Origin of the sequence: Haemophilus aegyptius, assembly GCF_900475885.1 — a bacterium.
Taxonomy (GTDB): Bacteria; Pseudomonadota; Gammaproteobacteria; order Enterobacterales; family Pasteurellaceae; genus Haemophilus; species Haemophilus influenzae.
On record NZ_LS483429.1, the window covers coordinates 1,559,547 to 1,578,088 of the forward strand.

15 protein-coding genes and 1 pseudogene are annotated in these 18,542 nt (G+C 37.3%); 4 read left to right on the forward strand and 12 right to left on the reverse strand.

The window, feature by feature from the left end; genetic code table 11:
- Nucleotides 1–23 precede the first annotated feature (23 nt).
- The 4 genes from glmM to rlmE all read right to left on the reverse strand — a co-directional run bounded on the left by glmM (nucleotide 24) and on the right by rlmE (nucleotide 4,965).
- A complete protein-coding gene (gene glmM / locus DQN49_RS08195; protein WP_006995975.1) occupies nucleotides 24–1,361 on the reverse strand; it encodes a phosphoglucosamine mutase in 1,338 nt (445 codons plus the stop codon).
- A gap of 37 nt (nucleotides 1,362–1,398) precedes the next feature.
- The gene (folP, locus tag DQN49_RS08200) at nucleotides 1,399–2,226 is read right to left on the reverse strand and encodes a dihydropteroate synthase (RefSeq protein ID WP_006995974.1); all 828 of its coding nucleotides are present in this window, start codon (nucleotides 2,224–2,226) and stop codon (nucleotides 1,399–1,401) included.
- Between the two features lie 111 nt (nucleotides 2,227–2,337).
- Nucleotides 2,338–4,245 (reverse strand): ATP-dependent zinc metalloprotease FtsH, encoded by a 1,908-nt coding sequence (gene ftsH, locus DQN49_RS08205; protein WP_032826281.1) that lies wholly within the window; start codon nucleotides 4,243–4,245, stop codon nucleotides 2,338–2,340.
- Nucleotides 4,246–4,335: 90 nt separating this feature from the next.
- Nucleotides 4,336–4,965 carry a 23S rRNA (uridine(2552)-2'-O)-methyltransferase RlmE gene (gene rlmE, locus DQN49_RS08210; RefSeq protein WP_006995972.1) on the reverse strand — a complete coding sequence of 210 codons (630 nt, stop codon included), beginning with the start codon at nucleotides 4,963–4,965 and terminating at the stop codon, nucleotides 4,336–4,338.
- A gap of 127 nt (nucleotides 4,966–5,092) precedes the next feature.
- Between rlmE and yhbY the strand changes: the two genes are divergently transcribed.
- The gene (gene yhbY / locus DQN49_RS08215) at nucleotides 5,093–5,392 is read left to right on the forward strand and encodes a ribosome assembly RNA-binding protein YhbY (RefSeq protein ID WP_005650404.1); all 300 of its coding nucleotides are present in this window, start codon (nucleotides 5,093–5,095) and stop codon (nucleotides 5,390–5,392) included.
- A gap of 38 nt (nucleotides 5,393–5,430) precedes the next feature.
- On the opposite strand, the gene greA is transcribed toward yhbY, so the two are convergent.
- A complete protein-coding gene (gene greA / locus DQN49_RS08220) occupies nucleotides 5,431–5,907 on the reverse strand; it encodes a transcription elongation factor GreA (protein ID WP_006995971.1) in 477 nt (158 codons plus the stop codon).
- A gap of 163 nt (nucleotides 5,908–6,070) precedes the next feature.
- On the opposite strand from greA, the gene dacB reads away from it, so the two are divergent.
- Both dacB and DQN49_RS08230 read left to right on the forward strand, forming a co-directional pair.
- Nucleotides 6,071–7,510 (forward strand): serine-type D-Ala-D-Ala carboxypeptidase, encoded by a 1,440-nt coding sequence (dacB, locus tag DQN49_RS08225; protein ID WP_065246944.1) that lies wholly within the window; start codon nucleotides 6,071–6,073, stop codon nucleotides 7,508–7,510.
- A gap of 93 nt (nucleotides 7,511–7,603) precedes the next feature.
- Nucleotides 7,604–8,212 (forward strand): annotated as a pseudogene (locus DQN49_RS08230) (IS1595 family transposase).
- Between the two features lie 71 nt (nucleotides 8,213–8,283).
- On the opposite strand, the gene rpsO reads toward DQN49_RS08230, so the two are convergent.
- The 5 genes from rpsO to DQN49_RS08255 all read right to left on the reverse strand — a co-directional run bounded on the left by rpsO (nucleotide 8,284) and on the right by DQN49_RS08255 (nucleotide 12,271).
- Nucleotides 8,284–8,553, reverse strand: coding sequence for a 30S ribosomal protein S15 (gene rpsO / locus DQN49_RS08235; protein WP_005652821.1), 270 nt, complete (start codon nucleotides 8,551–8,553; stop codon nucleotides 8,284–8,286).
- Between the two features lie 135 nt (nucleotides 8,554–8,688).
- The gene (locus tag DQN49_RS10595) at nucleotides 8,689–8,823 is read right to left on the reverse strand and encodes a hypothetical protein (RefSeq protein WP_032826280.1); all 135 of its coding nucleotides are present in this window, start codon (nucleotides 8,821–8,823) and stop codon (nucleotides 8,689–8,691) included.
- The gene (locus DQN49_RS08245; RefSeq protein WP_006995967.1) at nucleotides 8,823–9,551 is read right to left on the reverse strand and encodes a BUD32 family EKC/KEOPS complex subunit; all 729 of its coding nucleotides are present in this window, start codon (nucleotides 9,549–9,551) and stop codon (nucleotides 8,823–8,825) included. Before DQN49_RS08245 ends, DQN49_RS10595 begins: the two co-directional genes overlap by 1 nt.
- A 241-nt stretch (nucleotides 9,552–9,792) precedes the next feature.
- On the reverse strand, nucleotides 9,793–10,326 hold the full coding sequence (fabA, locus tag DQN49_RS08250; RefSeq protein WP_006995966.1) for a bifunctional 3-hydroxydecanoyl-ACP dehydratase/trans-2-decenoyl-ACP isomerase: 534 nt from the start codon (nucleotides 10,324–10,326) through the stop codon (nucleotides 9,793–9,795).
- Nucleotides 10,327–10,495: 169 nt separating this feature from the next.
- Nucleotides 10,496–12,271: an AAA family ATPase gene (locus DQN49_RS08255; protein WP_032826279.1), complete on the reverse strand. Its 1,776-nt coding sequence runs from the start codon at nucleotides 12,269–12,271 to the stop codon at nucleotides 10,496–10,498.
- A 126-nt stretch (nucleotides 12,272–12,397) separates the two neighbouring features.
- Between DQN49_RS08255 and matP the strand changes: the two genes are divergently transcribed.
- Nucleotides 12,398–12,844 carry a macrodomain Ter protein MatP gene (gene matP, locus DQN49_RS08260; protein ID WP_005628871.1) on the forward strand — a complete coding sequence of 149 codons (447 nt, stop codon included), beginning with the start codon at nucleotides 12,398–12,400 and terminating at the stop codon, nucleotides 12,842–12,844.
- Nucleotides 12,845–12,912: 68 nt separating this feature from the next.
- On the opposite strand, the gene recD is transcribed toward matP, so the two are convergent.
- Together recD and recB are read right to left on the reverse strand one after the other, a co-directional pair.
- Nucleotides 12,913–14,835, reverse strand: a complete 1,923-nt coding sequence (gene recD, locus DQN49_RS08265; RefSeq protein WP_006995964.1) for an exodeoxyribonuclease V subunit alpha — start codon at nucleotides 14,833–14,835, stop codon at nucleotides 12,913–12,915.
- The gene (gene recB / locus DQN49_RS08270) at nucleotides 14,835–18,470 is read right to left on the reverse strand and encodes an exodeoxyribonuclease V subunit beta (RefSeq protein ID WP_006995963.1); all 3,636 of its coding nucleotides are present in this window, start codon (nucleotides 18,468–18,470) and stop codon (nucleotides 14,835–14,837) included. Before recB ends, recD begins: the two co-directional genes overlap by 1 nt.
- Nucleotides 18,471–18,542: the final 72 nt, after the last annotated feature.

Consider the following 18,542-nt stretch of genomic DNA (forward strand, 5'->3'; position numbering starts at 1 on the left):
ACTTTACTAAGTGCGGTCAAAAATTAATTAATTTTTTTCACGGCTTCTGCAATTTCTTCTGCACATTGTTGTGCAAGTTCAGCATCTTGGCATTCCACCATAACGCGAATAAGTGGTTCCGTACCAGATTTACGCAATAAAATACGACCTTTACCTTCTAAGCGTTTTTCAACCTCTGCGGCAACAGATTTTACAGCATCATTTTCAAGTAGATTTTCCCCACCTGCAAAACGTACATTGATTAACACTTGAGGGAATAATTTAACCGCACTCGCTAATTCATTTAATGATAATTTATGCTGTGCCATCGCTGCCAATACAGCCAATGACGCAACAATGCCATCGCCCGTTGTATTTTTATCCGCAATGATAATATGTCCAGAATTCTCACCCCCAAGCGTCCAATCATTTTCAACCATTTTTTCCAATACATAACGGTCTCCCACGTTTGCACGTAAGAAGGGAACACCAAGCATTTTCAACGCAATCTCTAAGCTCATATTACTCATTAAGGTGCCAACGACACCGCCTTTTAATTGACCTGAGCGCAATGCTTCACGCGCAATAATAAAGAGAATTTGGTCGCCATCGACTTTATTTCCTAAATGATCGACCATCATAATGCGGTCGCCATCGCCATCATAAGCTAAGCCAACATCAGCTTTCGTTTCAACAACTTTAGCTTGCAATGCAGTTACATCAGTTGCACCACATTTTTCATTAATATTCAAACCATTTGGATCCGTACCAATTTCAATGACTTCCGCACCAAGTTCTCTTAGTACATTAGGGGCAATATGGTAGGTTGCACCATTTGCACAATCTACCACGATTTTATAACCCTCCAAGCCTAAGTGTGCTGGGAATGTCCCTTTACAAAACTCAATGTAGCGTCCTGCTGCATCATTAATACGGCTTGCTTTACCTAATTCGGCAGATTCCACACAATCCATAGGTTGTTCTAACATTGCTTCAATGGCCTCTTCAATTTCATCAGGTAATTTAGTGCCTTTTGCTGAAAAGAATTTAATGCCATTATCATAATAAGGATTATGAGAGGCTGAGATCACGATACCTGCTTCAGCTCGGAAAGTTCTGGTTAAATAAGCAATTGCAGGTGTCGGCATAGGGCCAGTAAATGCAGCGGATAACCCCGCAGCGGCTAAACCTGCTTCAAGGGCTGATTCCAACATATATCCAGAAATTCGGGTGTCTTTACCGATTAAAACCATTTTCGAACCTTGAGAAGCCAACACTTTTCCCGCAGCCCAACCTAATTTTAATGCGAAATCTGGTGTAATTGGGTAAGCACCTACTTTTCCACGAACACCATCTGTTCCAAAATATTTACGATTTACCATAATAAAATTCCTTTAATTTTTTATCGTTATAAAACCATCAGGCATTTGCTGTTGCCTGCCAAACTTTGAGCATATCTGATGTTGCAGCAACATCATGTACGCGTAAAATTTTTGCGCCTTTTTGCACTGCAATAAGTGCGCCTGCCGCACTGCCAATTATTCTTTGATTAACAGGTTTATCAAGCACTGCGCCAATCATTGATTTGCGAGATAATCCCGCTAATACTGGATAGCCATTCTTACAAAATTCATTCAGATTTTGTAATAATTGATAATTATGCTGTACAGATTTGCCAAAGCCAAAGCCCATATCCCAAATTAAATTTTCTTTTTTAATGCCAGCAGAAAGGCATTCATTAGTACGTTTTTGTAAAAAAGCCAATACATCTTGCACGACATTTTCATAATAAGGATTTGCTTGCATCGTGCGAGGTTGCCCTTGCATATGCATAATGCAAACAGGTAAAGCCAGTTTTACCGCCGTTTCTAACGCATTCGGCTCTTGCAAAGCACGAATATCATTAATCAAATCCATTCCAACATTTGCCGCTTCACGCATCACAATTGCTTTTGAGGAATCAACAGAAATCCAGCAATCAAAACGGTTTCTCACCGCCTCCACTACTGGCACAACACGATGCAATTCCTCTTGTTCAGAAACTTCATCCGCATTTGGACGTGTAGATTCACCACCAATATCAATAATTGTCGCCCCCTCTTCTAGCATTTTTTCCACTTGAAAAAGTGCTTTATCTAGACTAAAAAACTGTCCGCTATCAGAAAAAGAATCAGGCGTAAAATTAAGAATCCCCATAATTTGAGGCACGCTTAAATCAAGACATTTATTATTTGCGTAAAGTTTCATAAAGTGCGGTTAATTTTTAGAGTGATTTTGGTGGGCGATTATAGCGAAATACATCCAAGAACAAAATCATTAGGAAAAAATAAAGCCTTTCCGAAGAAAGGCTTTGATGAGTTAAACATTAAAATCATCGGTATTTTCTACCGCACTTTCGGGCTTTGTATCATTCGTTGTTGAATTTGCATAAGCAGCCTGCTGAGTTTTCGGCTCTCCCCAACCTGATGGCGGTGTGACAGGTTCGCGATTCATCAATTGTTTAATTTGCTCTTCTTCAATGGTTTCATATTTGACTAACGCATCTTTCATCGCATGAAGAATATCCATATTGTCGATCAAAATCTCTCTTGCTCTCGCATAGTTGCGATTTACAATTGCACGCACTTCTTCATCAATCGAATGCGCAGTTTCATCTGACATATGTTTCGCTTTCGCCATTGAACGACCTAAGAAAACCTCGCCCTCATCTTCTGTATAAAGAATCGGACCTAACTTTTCAGAGAATCCCCATTGCGTTACCATATTACGCGCAATATTAGTTGCGACTTTAATATCATTTGATGCACCTGTTGAGATATTTTCTTCGCCGTAAATCAAATCTTCCGCTAAACGCCCCGCATACAAGGTAGAAAGCTTACTTTCTAATTGTTTTTGGCTAATACTAATTTGATCGCCCTCAGGCAAGAAGAATGTTACACCCAAGGCACGTCCTCGAGGAATAATCGTCACTTTGTGAACAGGATCGTGTTCAGGCACTAAATAACCCACAATGGCGTGACCTGCTTCATGATAAGCAGTGGATTCTTTTTGCTTATCCGTCATAATCATAGTGCGACGCTCTGGCCCCATATTGATTTTATCTTTCGCTTTTTCAAACTCAAGCATGGTTACCGTACGTTTATTCACTCGAGCAGCAAACAAAGCCGCCTCATTGACTAAATTTGCTAAATCTGCACCAGAATAGCCCGGCGTACCACGCGCTAACGTCATTGCATCAACATCTTGCGCAACAGACACTTTACGCATATGCACTGTTAAGATTTGCTCACGACCTTTCACATCAGGTAAGCCAACAACTACTTGCCGGTCAAAACGGCCTGGACGGGTTAAAGCTGGATCAAGCACATCTGGACGGTTAGTTGCTGCAATAACAATTACGCCGTCATTACCGCTAAAGCCATCCATTTCAACTAGCATTTGGTTTAAGGTTTGTTCACGCTCATCGTGTCCGCCGCCTAAGCCCGCACCACGTTGGCGACCCACTGCATCGATTTCATCAATGAAGATTAAGCAAGGTGCATTTTTCTTAGCCTGTTCAAACATATCACGTACACGTGATGCACCAACACCTACAAACATTTCTACGAAATCAGAGCCAGAAATAGTGAAGAATGGAACTTTTGCCTCTCCCGCAATCGCACGAGCAAGTAAAGTTTTACCAGTACCTGGAGGCCCTACCATCAAAATACCTTTTGGAATTTTACCGCCCAAATTTTGGAATTTATTCGGATCACGCAAGAAATCAACGATTTCGCCCACTTCTTCTTTTGCTTCATCGCAACCAGCCACATCCGCAAAAGTCACCTTAATCTGATCTTGATTCAACATTTTGGCTCGGCTTTTACCAAAGCTCATCGCTTTGCCGCCACCGCCTTGCATCTGACGCATAAAGAATACCCATACACCAACAAGGAATAACATTGGGAACCAAGAAATTAAAATTTGGGATAAAAAACCACGTCTTTCAAATGGCGTGCCTTCCACTTTGACTTTTTTGCTTAATAAATCATCAAGCAATTTTTTGTCTTCAAGTGGTGGCATTACGGTTGAATATTTAGAACCATCGGTTTTCGTTACCGTAATTTCATTGGCATCAAAACGTGCCGCTGTCACTTGTCCGTTGCTTACATCGTAAACAAAGGTTGTATAATCAGTAGAATTTTCTACCGAAGATGAATTGAAACTTTGGTATGCTGTCATCATAATGACTGCCACTACCACCCAAAGCACTAGATTTTTGACCATATCGTTCAAAGTCTAACCTACCTTTCCTAAGTTAAAAAATTTCGTCACAAGATACTACACATCATTAGCAATGAAAAGCTATCAAAGCAATTATCCTTTATAGCCTGTTGCCACAATATATACTTCACGAGATCGTCCACGTGATGCTTCAGGCTTACGCACTTTTACCACATTAAATAAAGAACGAGTTTCTCTTAAATATTCATCAAAGCCTTCCCCTTGAAAGACTTTAACAACAAAACTTCCTTTGCTTGCCAAGACTTGTTTACACATATCTAAAGCAAGCTCGACCAAATACATTGCACGTGGAATATCCACTGATGGCATTCCACTAAAATTGGGAGCCATATCAGACATCACAACATCAACTTTATCTTCGCCTACGCGTGCTAATAAAGCATTCAAAACATTTTCATCACGGAAATCACCTTGTAGAAAATCAACGCCTACAATGGGAGCCATTTCTAAAATATCACAAGCAATCACTCGACCTTTGCCACCAATTTGGCTTACTACGTATTGTGACCAACCGCCTGGTGCTGCGCCGAGATCAACCACGGTCATTCCCTGTTTAAATAATTTATCCGTTTGCTGAATTTCATCAATCTTAAAATAAGCACGTGATCGCAACTTTTGCTTATGTGCTTTTTGCACAAATTGATCACTAAAATGTTCATTCAGCCAACGAGAAGAACTCGCTGAACGTTTTTTCTTTCCCATAATCTTCTATTTTTTTGTAGTCGTTTCGCCTATATTTGGATACAATCTGTCAAATTCAAGCCGAAGCTGATTGAAATCAGTAAAAAACATTGAGAAAATCAACCGCTCTTTTTTATTAGGAATCCTTATGACAACCTTATCAACCAAACAAAAACAATTTTTAAAAGGTCTTGCGCACCATCTTAACCCAGTCGTTATGCTTGGGGGAAATGGCTTAACCGAAGGTGTACTTGCTGAAATTGAAAATGCACTTAATCATCACGAACTCATTAAAGTAAAAGTTGCTGGTGCAGATCGTGAAACAAAACAACTTATTATCAATGCGATTGTGCGTGAAACTAAAGCAGCACAAGTACAAACTATCGGGCATATTTTGGTGCTTTATCGCCCAAGCGAAGAAGCAAAAATTCAGCTTCCACGCAAATAACAACAAAAGTGCGGCCATTTTTAACCGCACTTTTTTATTTAAATATAATTCACTTCAATAATATCAAATTCAACGACACCGCCAGGCGTTGTAATATTAACGGTATCATCTAATTCTTTACCAATTAAACCTCGCGCAATTGGTGAATTAACCGAAATCAAACCAGATTTAATATCAGCCTCATCATCGCCTACAATGCCATAAGTGACTTCTTCGTCTGTATTTGTATTTACAAGTACAACTGTTGCACCAAAAATCACTTTACCATTATTTGGCATTTTTGTGACATCAATAATTTGAGCATTACCAAGTTTACCTTCAATCTCTTGAATACGCCCCTCACAAAAACCTTGTTGCTCACGCGCTGCGTGATATTCTGCATTTTCTTTTAAATCTCCGTGCTCGCGTGCTTCTGCTATGGCTTTAATAATTTCTGGACGACGTACATTTTTTAAGAAATCCAATTCTTCACGTAATTGTTCTGCGCCACGCACAGTCATTGGAATTTGTTGCATTGTTTTTCCTTTTACTAAATAAAACAAAAACCACAGTAAAATTCTAAAATCTTACTGCAGTATTATTAAAAATAAACTTGAAATGAGAAAATGATTTACTCAATTTCATTCGGGGCTTATTATTGTTCGTCTAAAAAAAAATAGCAACCATAACAAACCTAATATGAAAAAATTATCTTCAATTTCCACCGCACTTGGTTCCTTTTTACTTTCCGTAAGTTTTAGCCTACCAACTTTCGCCAATATTAATATTTCAGATTTAACACAAAAATTGCCTGAAGGCTCTAACGCAGGTGTTATTGCTAAAAATATCAATCAAAATCAAATAATTGCTAATTATAATGGCTCAACCTTTATGCTTCCTGCAAGCACACAAAAAGTTTTTACAGCCGTTGCCGCTAAACTTGCATTAGGCGATCAATTCCAATTTGAGACCGCTCTTTTGAGTAATGGAAAAATTCAAAATGGGAATTTAGATGGTCACTTAATCGTGCGTTTCACAGGCGATCCTGATCTCACAAGAGGTCAGCTTTATAGCTTACTTGCAGAATTAAAAAAACAAGGCATCAAAAAAATTAATAGCGATTTAGTATTAGATACCTCTGTTTTTTCTAGTCACGACCGAGGATTAGGTTGGATTTGGAACGATCTCACAATGTGTTTCAACTCTCCACCAGCAGCTGCAAATATTGATAACAACTGTTTTTATGCGGAACTAGATGCGAATAAAAATCCAGGTGAAATAGTAAAAATTAATGTGCCTGCACAATTTCCAATTCAAGTGTTCGGACAAGTTTATGTAGCGGATAGCAATGAAGTGCCTTATTGTCAGCTCGATGTTGTTGTACACGACAATAATCGCTATCAAGTAAAAGGATGTTTATCCCGTCAATCTAAACCTTTTGGCTTAAGTTTTGCCGTGCAAAATACAGATGCTTATGCTGCCGCAATTATTCAACGTCAATTAAGACAATTAGGTATTGAGTTTAACGGCAAAGTACTACTACCCCAAAAACCACAACAAGGTCAGCTATTAGCGAAACATTTATCAAAACCATTACCAGATTTATTGAAAAAAATGATGAAAAAATCCGATAACCAAATTGCCGATTCATTATTCCGTGCGGTGGCATTCAATTACTATAAACGCCCCGCCTCCTTTCAATTAGGCACATTAGCGGTTAAATCCATATTGCAAAAACAAGGAATTCGTTTTGGTAATAGCATTTTAGCCGATGGTTCGGGTCTATCTCGCCATAATCTTGTGGCACCTAAAACGATGCTATCCGTTTTAGAATACATCGCCAAAAACGAAGATAAACTACATTTAATGGAAACTTTCCCCATCGCAGGTGTAGATGGCACGATCAGTGGGCGAGGTGGATTAATTAGCCCGCCATTAGTGAAAAACGTGATTGCTAAAACTGGTTCTTTGAAAGGCGTTTATAACCTAGCTGGCTTTATGACAAATGCACGAGGGGAAAAAGTGGCATTTGTACAATTTATTAATGGCTACTCAACTGGCGATTTGGAAAGCAAAACAAAACGTGCCCCATTAGTACAATTCGAGCGTAATTTATATAACGAACTCTATAAATATTAAGGTGCTGTAGTAGATAACAACTAAAAATCCCATTCAGGTTAGAATAAACCAATGAGAAAAAGTCACTTAAGCCAGCATAAATAAAATAAACTCATTGAACTATTTGCCGTAGGTGTCACAGCAAGAACAGCCAGTAAATTGGTTAATGTAAACAAAAATACAGCCACTTATTACTTTCATCGATTACGCTTACTCATTTATCAAACAAGCCCACATTTGGAAATGTTTGAAGGCGAAATTGAAGCCGATGAAAGCTATTTCGGCAGTACTCGAAAAGGCAAACGTGGTCGCAGTGTTGCAGGGAAAGTCGCAGTATTCGGGCTTCTCAAATGAAATGGCAAGGTTTATACCGTCGTTGTTCCTAATGCGCAATCAGCGACATTATTGCCAATTATCCGAGAGAAAGTTAAGCCTGATAGCATTGTGTACACGGATACCTTTCGTGGTTATGATGTGCTTGATGTCAGTGAATTTAGTCATTTTCGCATCAATCACAGCACGCATTTTGCTGAAAATCACAACTATATAAACGGAATTGGGAATTTTTGGAATCACGCAAAACGCCATTTACAGAAGTTTAATGGCATTCCCAAAGAGCATTTTGAGCTGTATTTAAAAGAATGTGAATGGCGTTTTAACAACAGTGAAATAAAATCTCAAATTTCCATTTTAAAACAATTAGTTAAGGGGAGTTTGGTCTAGTGATCTAGTACAGCCCCATAAAAAAAGCCCTCGATATTCGAGGGCTTGATTTTTTACTATCGTAATAAAAATTAGCGACGTAAACCTAAACGAGCGATAGTGCTTTGGTATAAAGCAAGATCAGTACGTTTTAAGTAGTCTAAAAGTTTACGACGACGAGAAACCATACGTAATAAACCACGACGACCATGGTGGTCTTTTTTGTGCTCTGCGAAGTGAGTTTGTAAGTGGTTGATTTGTGCAGTTAATAATGCGATTTGAACTTCAGAAGAACCAGTATCTTTCGCATCACGACCAAATTCAGCAACGATTGCTGCTTTTTTTTCTGTACTTAGAGACATTTTTTACTCCTAAAAGGTAGTGTTATTAATACATCATTCGCCGATCTCTAACTCAGCGGTGACAAGGAAATCGCATTCTAACGATGAATAAGTTCAAATGCAAGATAAAGATTAAAGTTACCGCACTTTTCATTATTAGAAGCGAATACCAGATCCAATCCCCACACCTAATCCTACACCATTACTTCCACCACCAGCACTAACACCAGCACCCACAGTACAAGCAGCTAATATGCCTGATAATGCAAAAATAAAAAATATTTTCTTCATCATTTTTTCTTTATCAAGAAAATTTCAAATAAGCGATAAATCGCAATTAAATCTGTCTTTGCAATAGGTTTAAAAGGCAATAAAAGATAATAAATCCAGCTAAAACGTTGCAAAAATACGATCATATTTTGCCAATTTTTCGCTTCACAATGTGTTTGATAATACAACGCTACTTTTTGAATAAAAGTGTCCGAAATATCTTCTTCTCGACATAAACTATCAAAGAAAAATAACATATCCCGAATAACTACCCAATTTTGATTTCGGCTATTTGAACGAGATTCAAAATCAAGAAAAGTAACTTTCCCTTTATCCCAAGTAATATCTCGAATGGCAGGACGACCATGCACCAAATTTTTAGCATGCAAATCAATCAAAGCGAGACAAGCATCATAAATAATTAAAAATTTCTGTTGTTCACCTATATTTTTATTACATAGCCATTGTGATACGGTAAGTCCCACATTCTCTAAAACAAAAAAATGATCACTATAATAAGAGACTTTTGGCACTGGCGCATTTTGTTCAGCAAGCTTCAATAAAGTATATAATTCATTTTTAAAAGATTTTTTAGGATGGGGTTTTAATAATAGCCAAATACCTTTCAATTTTTCAGGTTGCTTCAACCAATATTTTTTTCCTTCATATTGAAAAGGATAAATTCGTTCATCTCGATGTTTTGTTACCAGTTGCTTCACATATTCTTGAAAATCATCATTTACCATCATATTCCCACTACTTTAATATATTATTTAATCATTTATAATTTAAATAGAAATTAATTTAATATTTTCTATAATAACGTTTATTAAAAACTTTAAAATAAACTTTATTTACCACTAATAAAATTAAAAAATAACAAGAATATTATAGATATTTTAAAAATTTATTACAATTTAATAAGTAAAAGTGCGGTGAAAATCTAAGAAAAATTTTCACCGCACTTTTGTATGAATTAATAAAGGAAAATTAAAATGTTGAGGTATCTTGGAATAGTCCCACTTTTAAATCTGTCGCGGTATAAATAACACGACCATCTACTTCAACTTCACCATCAGCCATTCCCATAACTAGTTTACGATTAATAACTCGTTTCATATGGATTCGGTACACCACTTTTTTAGCTGTTGGCAAAATTTGTCCTGTGAATTTAACTTCTCCAACCCCTAATGCTCGCCCTTTTCCTTTGCCACCAATCCAGCCTAAATAAAACCCAACAAGCTGCCACATCGCATCCAATCCTAAACAACCTGGCATTACTGGATCGCCAATGAAATGGCAACCAAAGAACGGCAATTCAGGTTTAATATCAAGTTCGGCTTCAATGTATCCTTTACCGAAAGCACCTGTTTCTTCATTCATTTCAATAATACGATCCATCATCAACATTGTTGGCGCGGGTAATTGCGGACCTTCTTTACTAAATAATTCACCGCGACCTGACGCGAGCAAATCATCATAAGAATAACTACTTTTTTTATTAAGTGTACAAGCGTTTTGCATTTCAGATTCCTTTATATATGATAAATCCAGTTTATAACTGATATATTTATTTTAAAAGGAACGCAGTAAACTGTAAATAGCTAACACTTGTTCGCAAAACTTGTCGGAGCAGTCACTCTTAGAAATTATAGAAAAAAAAGAAAAGCGAAAAAATGCTCGCTTTTCTCTATTAGGAGCGGAAAAAATGCCAAAAACTTTTTCGTTCAGAATCGGCACGTCCCTCAATACGACGTTGAATAAGACGAGATAAAGGCTCAGTTTTTTCTGTATAATCTTTGCTTTCATCTAACAAATCACGCCCAAATAACAATTCACAAGCCTGATAAATATCTTCCACAGGATAAATAAAAAACTCGCCATTTTTTACCGCACTTTTCACTTCATCAGATAAACTCAGTTGCTGGATTGTTGTCATTGGAATGATTACACCTTGTTTTCCAGTCAAACCACGACGTTGGCAAATAGTAAAAAAGCCTTCGATTTTATCATTTACACCACCAACAGAATGAACAAGTCCAAATTGATCAATCGATCCTGTAATTGCGATATGTTGAGGCAAAGGCAAATCGGCTAAAGAACTTGCTAACACACAAAAAATCGCCAAAGATGCACTATCGCCATCAATTTCTCCATAAGACTGTTCAAACACCAATGATGCAGAAAATGGCAATTGCGAGGGCAAATCTAAGATATTGGAAAGACAAGCCTGCGCAATCATCATTCCTTTGCCGTGAATATTTCCCGCTAGTTCATTTTTTCTTTCAACATCAATCACTTCCCCATCGCCAAATTGCACAATACAACTAATACGCGAAGGTTCGCCGAAACATACTGGCGTACCAGGATATTCAATTACCGAAAGCCCATTAATTTGTCCAACAATTTCGCCTTGCGTTTCGACATAAACTTGCTCGTTTAAAATATCGGCATAAGTTTGTTCTTTTAAGAAACCATATTGCGCTAATTTTTGTTGAAAAATACCCTCAAAATCCACCGCACTTAATGCTGTTTTTTCAGCAAAAGTTGAGGCATCCTGTAATATTTCTTTTAATTTGAGAGGAGATGCATTAATTAAAAAGCGATTTTCACTTTCACGAACTAATAATTGATAGAGTTTATTTAAAGCAAGAAAATCTAGCTCAATATTTTGCTCTTGAGCCATTTGTTGTACATAACCCGCCCAAGTTTTTTGTTCCTCCACTTTAGCTACAGAAATATAACTTTCAATTTCAGCATAATCGGCGAAAGAATAAAGATTTTCTTCTAACTCAGCCAAAGTGGCTAATTCAGTACGATTACCAAGTACAATCACTTTTAAGTTCAGCGCATAGCTTGGTATATCACAAGGTAAATTTTTAAATGGATGGGCTGAATACCAGTCAAAAGTCTGGGTTTGCAGAATTTGTTTTAATCGCCCCCATAAATCAAATTGAGATAACAATGTTGCCGCACTTAAAATCAAAACGCCACCATTAGCCTTATGCACCAATCCCGGCACTAATTGAATATCTTGTGAACTTGGATGAATCCGAAAACTACCGAAAAGCTGGAATTGATCGCAATACAATGCACTTAACGCCTCTCCTTGACTAGCAAAATTATCATCTAAAGATTTTGCTGGCTCAGTATAAACATGAGGAAAAGAAAAAGAGTCGCCCTGCTCTATCACATAATTTACACCAAAAATTGACCGCACTTTATGATGATTTTGCGATATAAAATTTTGTAATAACTCCGCATATTCAACAGGTTCGCCCACTTTCATCATTAGTAAGGAACGTGTCGGATGACGTAAAAATAAATCGATACCCTGTGTAGCATTCGGTTGTAACGCCCAGAAATTCACTGGTTCTAAAGGAAAATCTTGAATTACCAAATCAGGTTGTAATGCCTGCCAATTTAAAGATTGCTCAATAGCTTGTTGTTGAGAAAATAATGAACTCACGGCTGGTCTCTTTCTAGAAAAATTGACCACATTATCGCATATTTAATAGCCTTGTGAAAATCCACTAGAAAATCGGCATAAAAACACGTATATTAATGCAGTTACCACGTCACTCAATGATGAAAAATGAAATACCAAAAACTCGAAAATCAAGAAGCAAATTGGAAATGGATTTACCTAATTCGTAAACATCGCGAAGGGGAAAATATTACTCGCTACGAAGAACGTAGTTTGCAAGAAGCTAAAGCCCAAGAATTATTAGAATCCCAAAATTATCCTGAAAAAATTGAAGAATGGATTAAAAATCATCTTTCTCCAGCCTTACCAATTAAGCTTGATCAAGCTATTCGTGCACGCCGTAAACGCTTTTTTAATGGAGAAAAACAACATACAAAGAAAAAATCCATTGATTTGGAATATGCTGTTTGGCTACGTCTTTCTAAATATTCTCGAAAAATGAAGATGACGCTTTCGGAAACAATTACCTATATGATTGACGAAAGAGAAAGCAAGGCACAATTTGAAAATCAAATGGCAGCAATGAAAACCAGTTTGAAGAATTTATTAAAATAATCTTCCCCAAAAGTTATTTTAAATGGAGATTATCTGATTGATTTATCTTCCAAATTTACCGCCTTTTACTAATTTAAATCTTCCAATAATTTTCCCAATCCGCTCTGGCGTTTGACGGTCTGGCGAATCGCTGTTTTCCATATTTTTTCATCGGCAAATACAGTGAGTTCTTTTTTCGCACGAGTGACGCCCGTGAAAACTAATTCTCGCGACAGTACTGGATTTACTTCTGTTGGAAGCACCATGACGGTATGTTTAAATTCTGAACCTTGAGATTTATGAATCGTCATCATAAAAGCGGGCTCATGCGCTGGAATTCGGCTTGTCAGCACTTCTCGATTGCCAAACCATACTTTGCCATTTGCCAAGCACAGTCCAATATCGCCGTTATAAAGGCGAACATTATGATCGTTTTCAGTAATCATAATTGGCTTGCCGATATACCAATCTTGTTCATTACGGAACCAAAGCAATTTTTCCTCTCGCAACGCTAACGCAATTTCTTTATTGAGATTTTCGACACCTAAATTGTTATTACGAAGTGCGGTTAAAAATCTCACAGAATTAAATTGCACTTGAATAGCTTCGGCATAGGAAATGCCTTGTTCATTTTTAGCGTTAGGATCAATTTTTTGTTTACGTAAATCATCCAACATTTTTAAGAAAGTGCGGTAATTTTCCACCGCACTTTTCACCACTTGATTGACCGCATCGCTTTCATCATTTAGGGCATTAAAGTGCAATTCTTGCGGATAATGGTCAAATAACTCAAGGCTATCGTCTGCTTTGCCTTTTTGAATGAATTCAGCCAACTTGCCAATGCCTGAATCTTTATCAAAACGGCGACTTTCTGTTAGATGGCATAAGCAATCACGTATTGGATTTGAACAATCGGAACCTTCTACTTTGTAACCTGTTGTCGCTTGTAAATACGTGGCTTGTTCATGACTATAAGGTTGAGTAACAAATTGAGCTAATTCTCCCAATACTGCCCCCGCCTCAACAGAGGCTAATTGCGCTTGATCGCCTAATAAAATTAATCGGGTTTCGGGCTTTAACGCATTGATAAGTTTTGCCATCATCGGCAAATCAATCATTGATGTTTCATCGACAACTAACACATCTAATTGCAAAGGGTTATGGCTGTTATAGCGCGTGTAATCATTAAAGGCGTTCACGCCCAGTAAACTATGCAAGGTGCTGGCTTTTTGTGGAATCGCATTGAAAAGTGAATCGGATACATTCATTTTTTCTTGCATAAAACCTAACGCATTTTTAATCGACTCTTCCAAACGGGAGGCGGCTTTGCCAGTCGGCGCAACCAATTTGATGTGTAATTTACAATCAAATAATTCTTGTAGAACGAGCAATAAACGCGTAACTGTGGTGGTTTTTCCTGTTCCTGGGCCGCCTGTAATAATCGAAAATGGACTTTTAATCGCTGTCGCCACTGCCACTTTTTGCCAATCTGTTTTTTCCTGTTTTTCAGGGAAATATTTATCTAATTTTTGATGAATTTCATCATAAGAAAAGGCTAAAGTGCGGTGTTTTTTTAAGGTGTTTTTTATATATTGTGCGATGCGATATTCATCTTGCCAAGCTCGATAGAAATACAACGCGCCAAATTGAAATGCCATTGGCGCAATTTGATTGACAGGATCTTGCGTAAATGCAATATGCCCGCGCAACGCATTTTGCCAATCTTCCACAGCTAAATAACCAATCTTTTCACGAATTTCTGCTAAATAATCTTCTTCCGTTGTACGATAAGCCAAACCAAATAAATTATGTTCTAAATAGCGATCTAATTGGCTGCAAGTATTTCCCTGTGTATAACGCCAGCTACAAAGTGCGGCTAATAATATAGCTAAATTTTTGATTGGTTCCGCATAATCCGTATGACATTGTTTATCAGCTATCAACTTAGCAAAATAATAATCACCTTGAGAAAGAATGCGCAGCTCTTTAAGTTTGTGTAATACAGATAACATTAAAACACCCCGTCTAATTCTGTGATTAATTCAACCCTTGGACGATCGTAAAATATGCCAGATTGTGGCTCACCGTTCATTCCACGTAAGAAAAGATAAAATACCCCACCGAAATCTCGCGCATAATCGTAATGAGGCACGACGCTTTGTAAATAACGATTTAATGCCAGCGTATAAATTAAATATTGCCAATCATAGTGACTGTGTAACATTTCTTTTTTCAATGCCTCTTGATTGTAATCAGCAAGGGTTGAACCTAAGAAATTAGATTTATAATCAACAAGATAATACTTTCCATTATGGCGGAAAACTAAGTCAATCGAACCTCGCACCATGCCCTGAATTTGTTCAAATTGAAGTGGCTCGCTTGGCAAATGATGATGGACTTTCAACGTGTGATTAAACGCTTCAACATCAAAATGTTCCCGAATAGCCAGATAAAATGGCATTTCTTTAATGCAATCTTTATTTGCCAAATCAGCTAATGCTATTCCTATTTCATTAGAAAGTGGTGTATGTGAAATCTGTTGTAGCCAATTTTGTAGCGACTCTGTAAAAGTTTCATCTAACTGTAAGGATTGTCTTAATTTGTCAATTTCTTCTATATTTGCTAAATCAGAAAAATAGCAATTTTCAAAATGGCGATGCAATGCTGTCCCGACTTGTTTACCTCTTGGCAAATCTAAAATGCTTGATTCGCTTTCGTTTAAAAGTACGGTGGACATTTCAATCGAATTTTGGCTGTCATAATCTTTTGCGTCATCAAAAACAGCGTGTTTTTTACCCGCACTTTCAGTGAAATAATTTTGTCGGCGATGTGCTTGTTCAATTGAAGTAAAACTGGTTATTCGCCAATCTTGCTCAATATTGCCCGTAAATTCTGCGGCTTTAAAATCATCATTTTTTGTATTAATTGATAAGGTCGGCAAAGCCTCTAGATTTGGCTTAGTACAGATTTCCACATTATCTCGCATTTTTTCTTTAAAGGCTTGCAACAACGTCTCGGTATCTTTAGAATCCGACAAATTTATTTCCTTGCCTATTTCACCTTGGCTTAGTACATAATGCAAGGCATTCCATTTTTTATCAAATTGCGCAGGCAAAGCGAATGCCATTTGATATTTGGCACGCGTTAAAGCCACATAAAATAAACGTAACTCTTCCGCAAAAGTTTCTTCACAAAGAGCGTTTAAATTGCGATTTTCTATATCCCATAAGGTTTCATCTCGTTCTTTAGAATAATAAATATTGATGTCTTTTTTACTTGGATCTTTGCTCGGCGCAGCTAAAAATGGTAGCCAAACTAAATCATATTCTAAGCCTTTAGATTTATGGATTGTCACAATTTTTACCAACTGGCGTTCACTTTCTAAACGAATTTGAGCCTCTTGACGCCCTTCGCCTTGAATTTGTTTTTCAAACCAACTGAGCAATGCCGCTTCACTTTCGTGTATCGTGGCAGCTTGTTGTAAAATTTCTGCCAAATGTAGGAAATCCGTTAAATCTCGCTCGCCCGTGGCTTGGCTTAATAAGCGTTCTGAAATGCCTTGCTCCAATAAAATTTGATGTAACATTGCCAATATTCCTTGGCGTTGCCAGGTTTGTTGGTATTGAGCAAAGCTATCAGCCCAACGTTGCCAGTCTGCCTCATTCTGCTGAATTTGATGAATATCCGCTGCATTTAAGCCAAAAAGTGCGGTCGCAATTGCGTTCAAAATTGGACGTTCTGCCACATTCAAACAGGCTTTAAGCACCCAAGCTAATTCTTTCGCAACATTGCTATCAAATACGCTATTTTGATCAGAAAGATAAACTGACGCGATCCCCAATTTTTGCAATTCATTTTTTACTAAAGCCGCTTCATTTTTATCACGCACTAATACGGCAATATTCGCCGCTTGCAATGTTTTACAGGTATCTTCATTTTGAAAAACTGCCTGATTTTCTGCCGCACTTTTTAGCCAATGTTGAATAGAAATCGCACATATTTTTGCCATTTCAGTTTTATTCACTTTGTCACTTTCAGTTAGATAAAAACGATAAGCTGGTTCGGCTTTACCGTTCAAATAAAATCGCAGATGATCATCACGAGAATCAACAGCAGTAAAGTTAATATTTTGATAAATAAATGGCGATTGAGGAAAATCAAACAACGCATTTACGCCATCAACCAAATGCTTCTCTGAACGATAATTTTTAGTGAGTTCAAAGCGAGATTGGGCTTCGTCCGATGCTTTTAGATAAGTAAAAATATCTGCACCACGGAAACGATAAATCGCCTGCTTCGGATCACCAATCATAATAAAACCAGTATTTTTTTCGGGATTATCACGATAAATTTTTGAAAAAATAGCGTATTGTTGTGAATCTGTATCCTGAAACTCATCAATCATCGCAAAAGGATATTGGAAGCGAATCATTTCCGCTAATTCATCTCCTTGCGCACCTTGCAGAGCTTCGCAAAACAAGCGCAATAAATCATCAAAGGATTTTTCTTGGTGATTAAGTTTATAGTCTAAAAGTTTTTGTTGTAAGCCTTGTCGATAATGATAAAGAGTGAGTTTGCTTAGTAAATCTGGTGTCATTAAGGCATTAACGCGCTTTTCAAGCTCTGCAAAAATCGGGGAATAAAAAGGCGTTGCGGGTTTTTTATCTTTATTTTTATCCGTTGATTCTTCGCAATTTTTCTCAATAGATGATTGTAGGAAATAGTCTTTCAATGTGGTATTAATTTGATAATCTCTAGGATTATTTGACCATTGATTGATTTTATTAATCCAATCCCCTAAACGCTTTACTTGGTACTTTTTACGATTTAACGATTTCAACTGATCTTTTGGATAATCTTTCTCCAGTTCATTGGTAATAATCGCTGAAATTTCATCCGCACTTTCTAACCAAAATGCCTTTAATTCATTCAACGCCTTTTGATAACCACCAAGATATTGCGGTAAAAAGATTTGTATTGGTACAGATAACGCCTGTTTATTTTCAATCTCCACCTGCAAATCTTTACCTAAATCCGCTTTCAACAAAGACAACACATTTTCTGGCGATACTAATTCTGTCGCGATAAAATTCGCAGATTCAAAATCTAACGGATAAAAATGCTCTCGCCAAAATTCATTAGCAAAACGAACTAACAAATCAGATTGATCTTTTATTAATTCTAAATTGAAGTGAATGCCTGAATGGAAAGCATATTGCATCAACATACGGCGACAAAAACCGTGAATGGTATAAATCGCCGCCAAATCCATATTTTGCTCGGCTAATTTCAAGCGATGAATTGCCTCAAAAATATCTAAATTATCACAAAGTGCGGTAAGAAATTCATCATTTTTAAATGCGGATTTATCTTGGGTTTTAGCAAAGGCAGTGAGTTTATCAATCGCATCTGTTATACGCTCACGAATTTTTTTCTTGAGTTCTTCTGTTGCCATTTCCGTAAAGGTTACCACCAGAATTTCTTCCACATTTAACGGACGAGAAAAGTTATTTTCTCCCGCCTTTAATAAAAGTCGGAGGTATAAAGAACCAATAGTGTAGGTTTTCCCTGTACCAGCGGACGCTTCGATTAAGCTAATTTGATTTAAAGGCAACGTGATGGGATTCAGTGGGATTGTTTCGGCCATAGATTTTAACAGATGAGAACTAATGGCATTATTTTACAAAATTTAAAGTCATAAGTGCAAAAAAAGGACGCT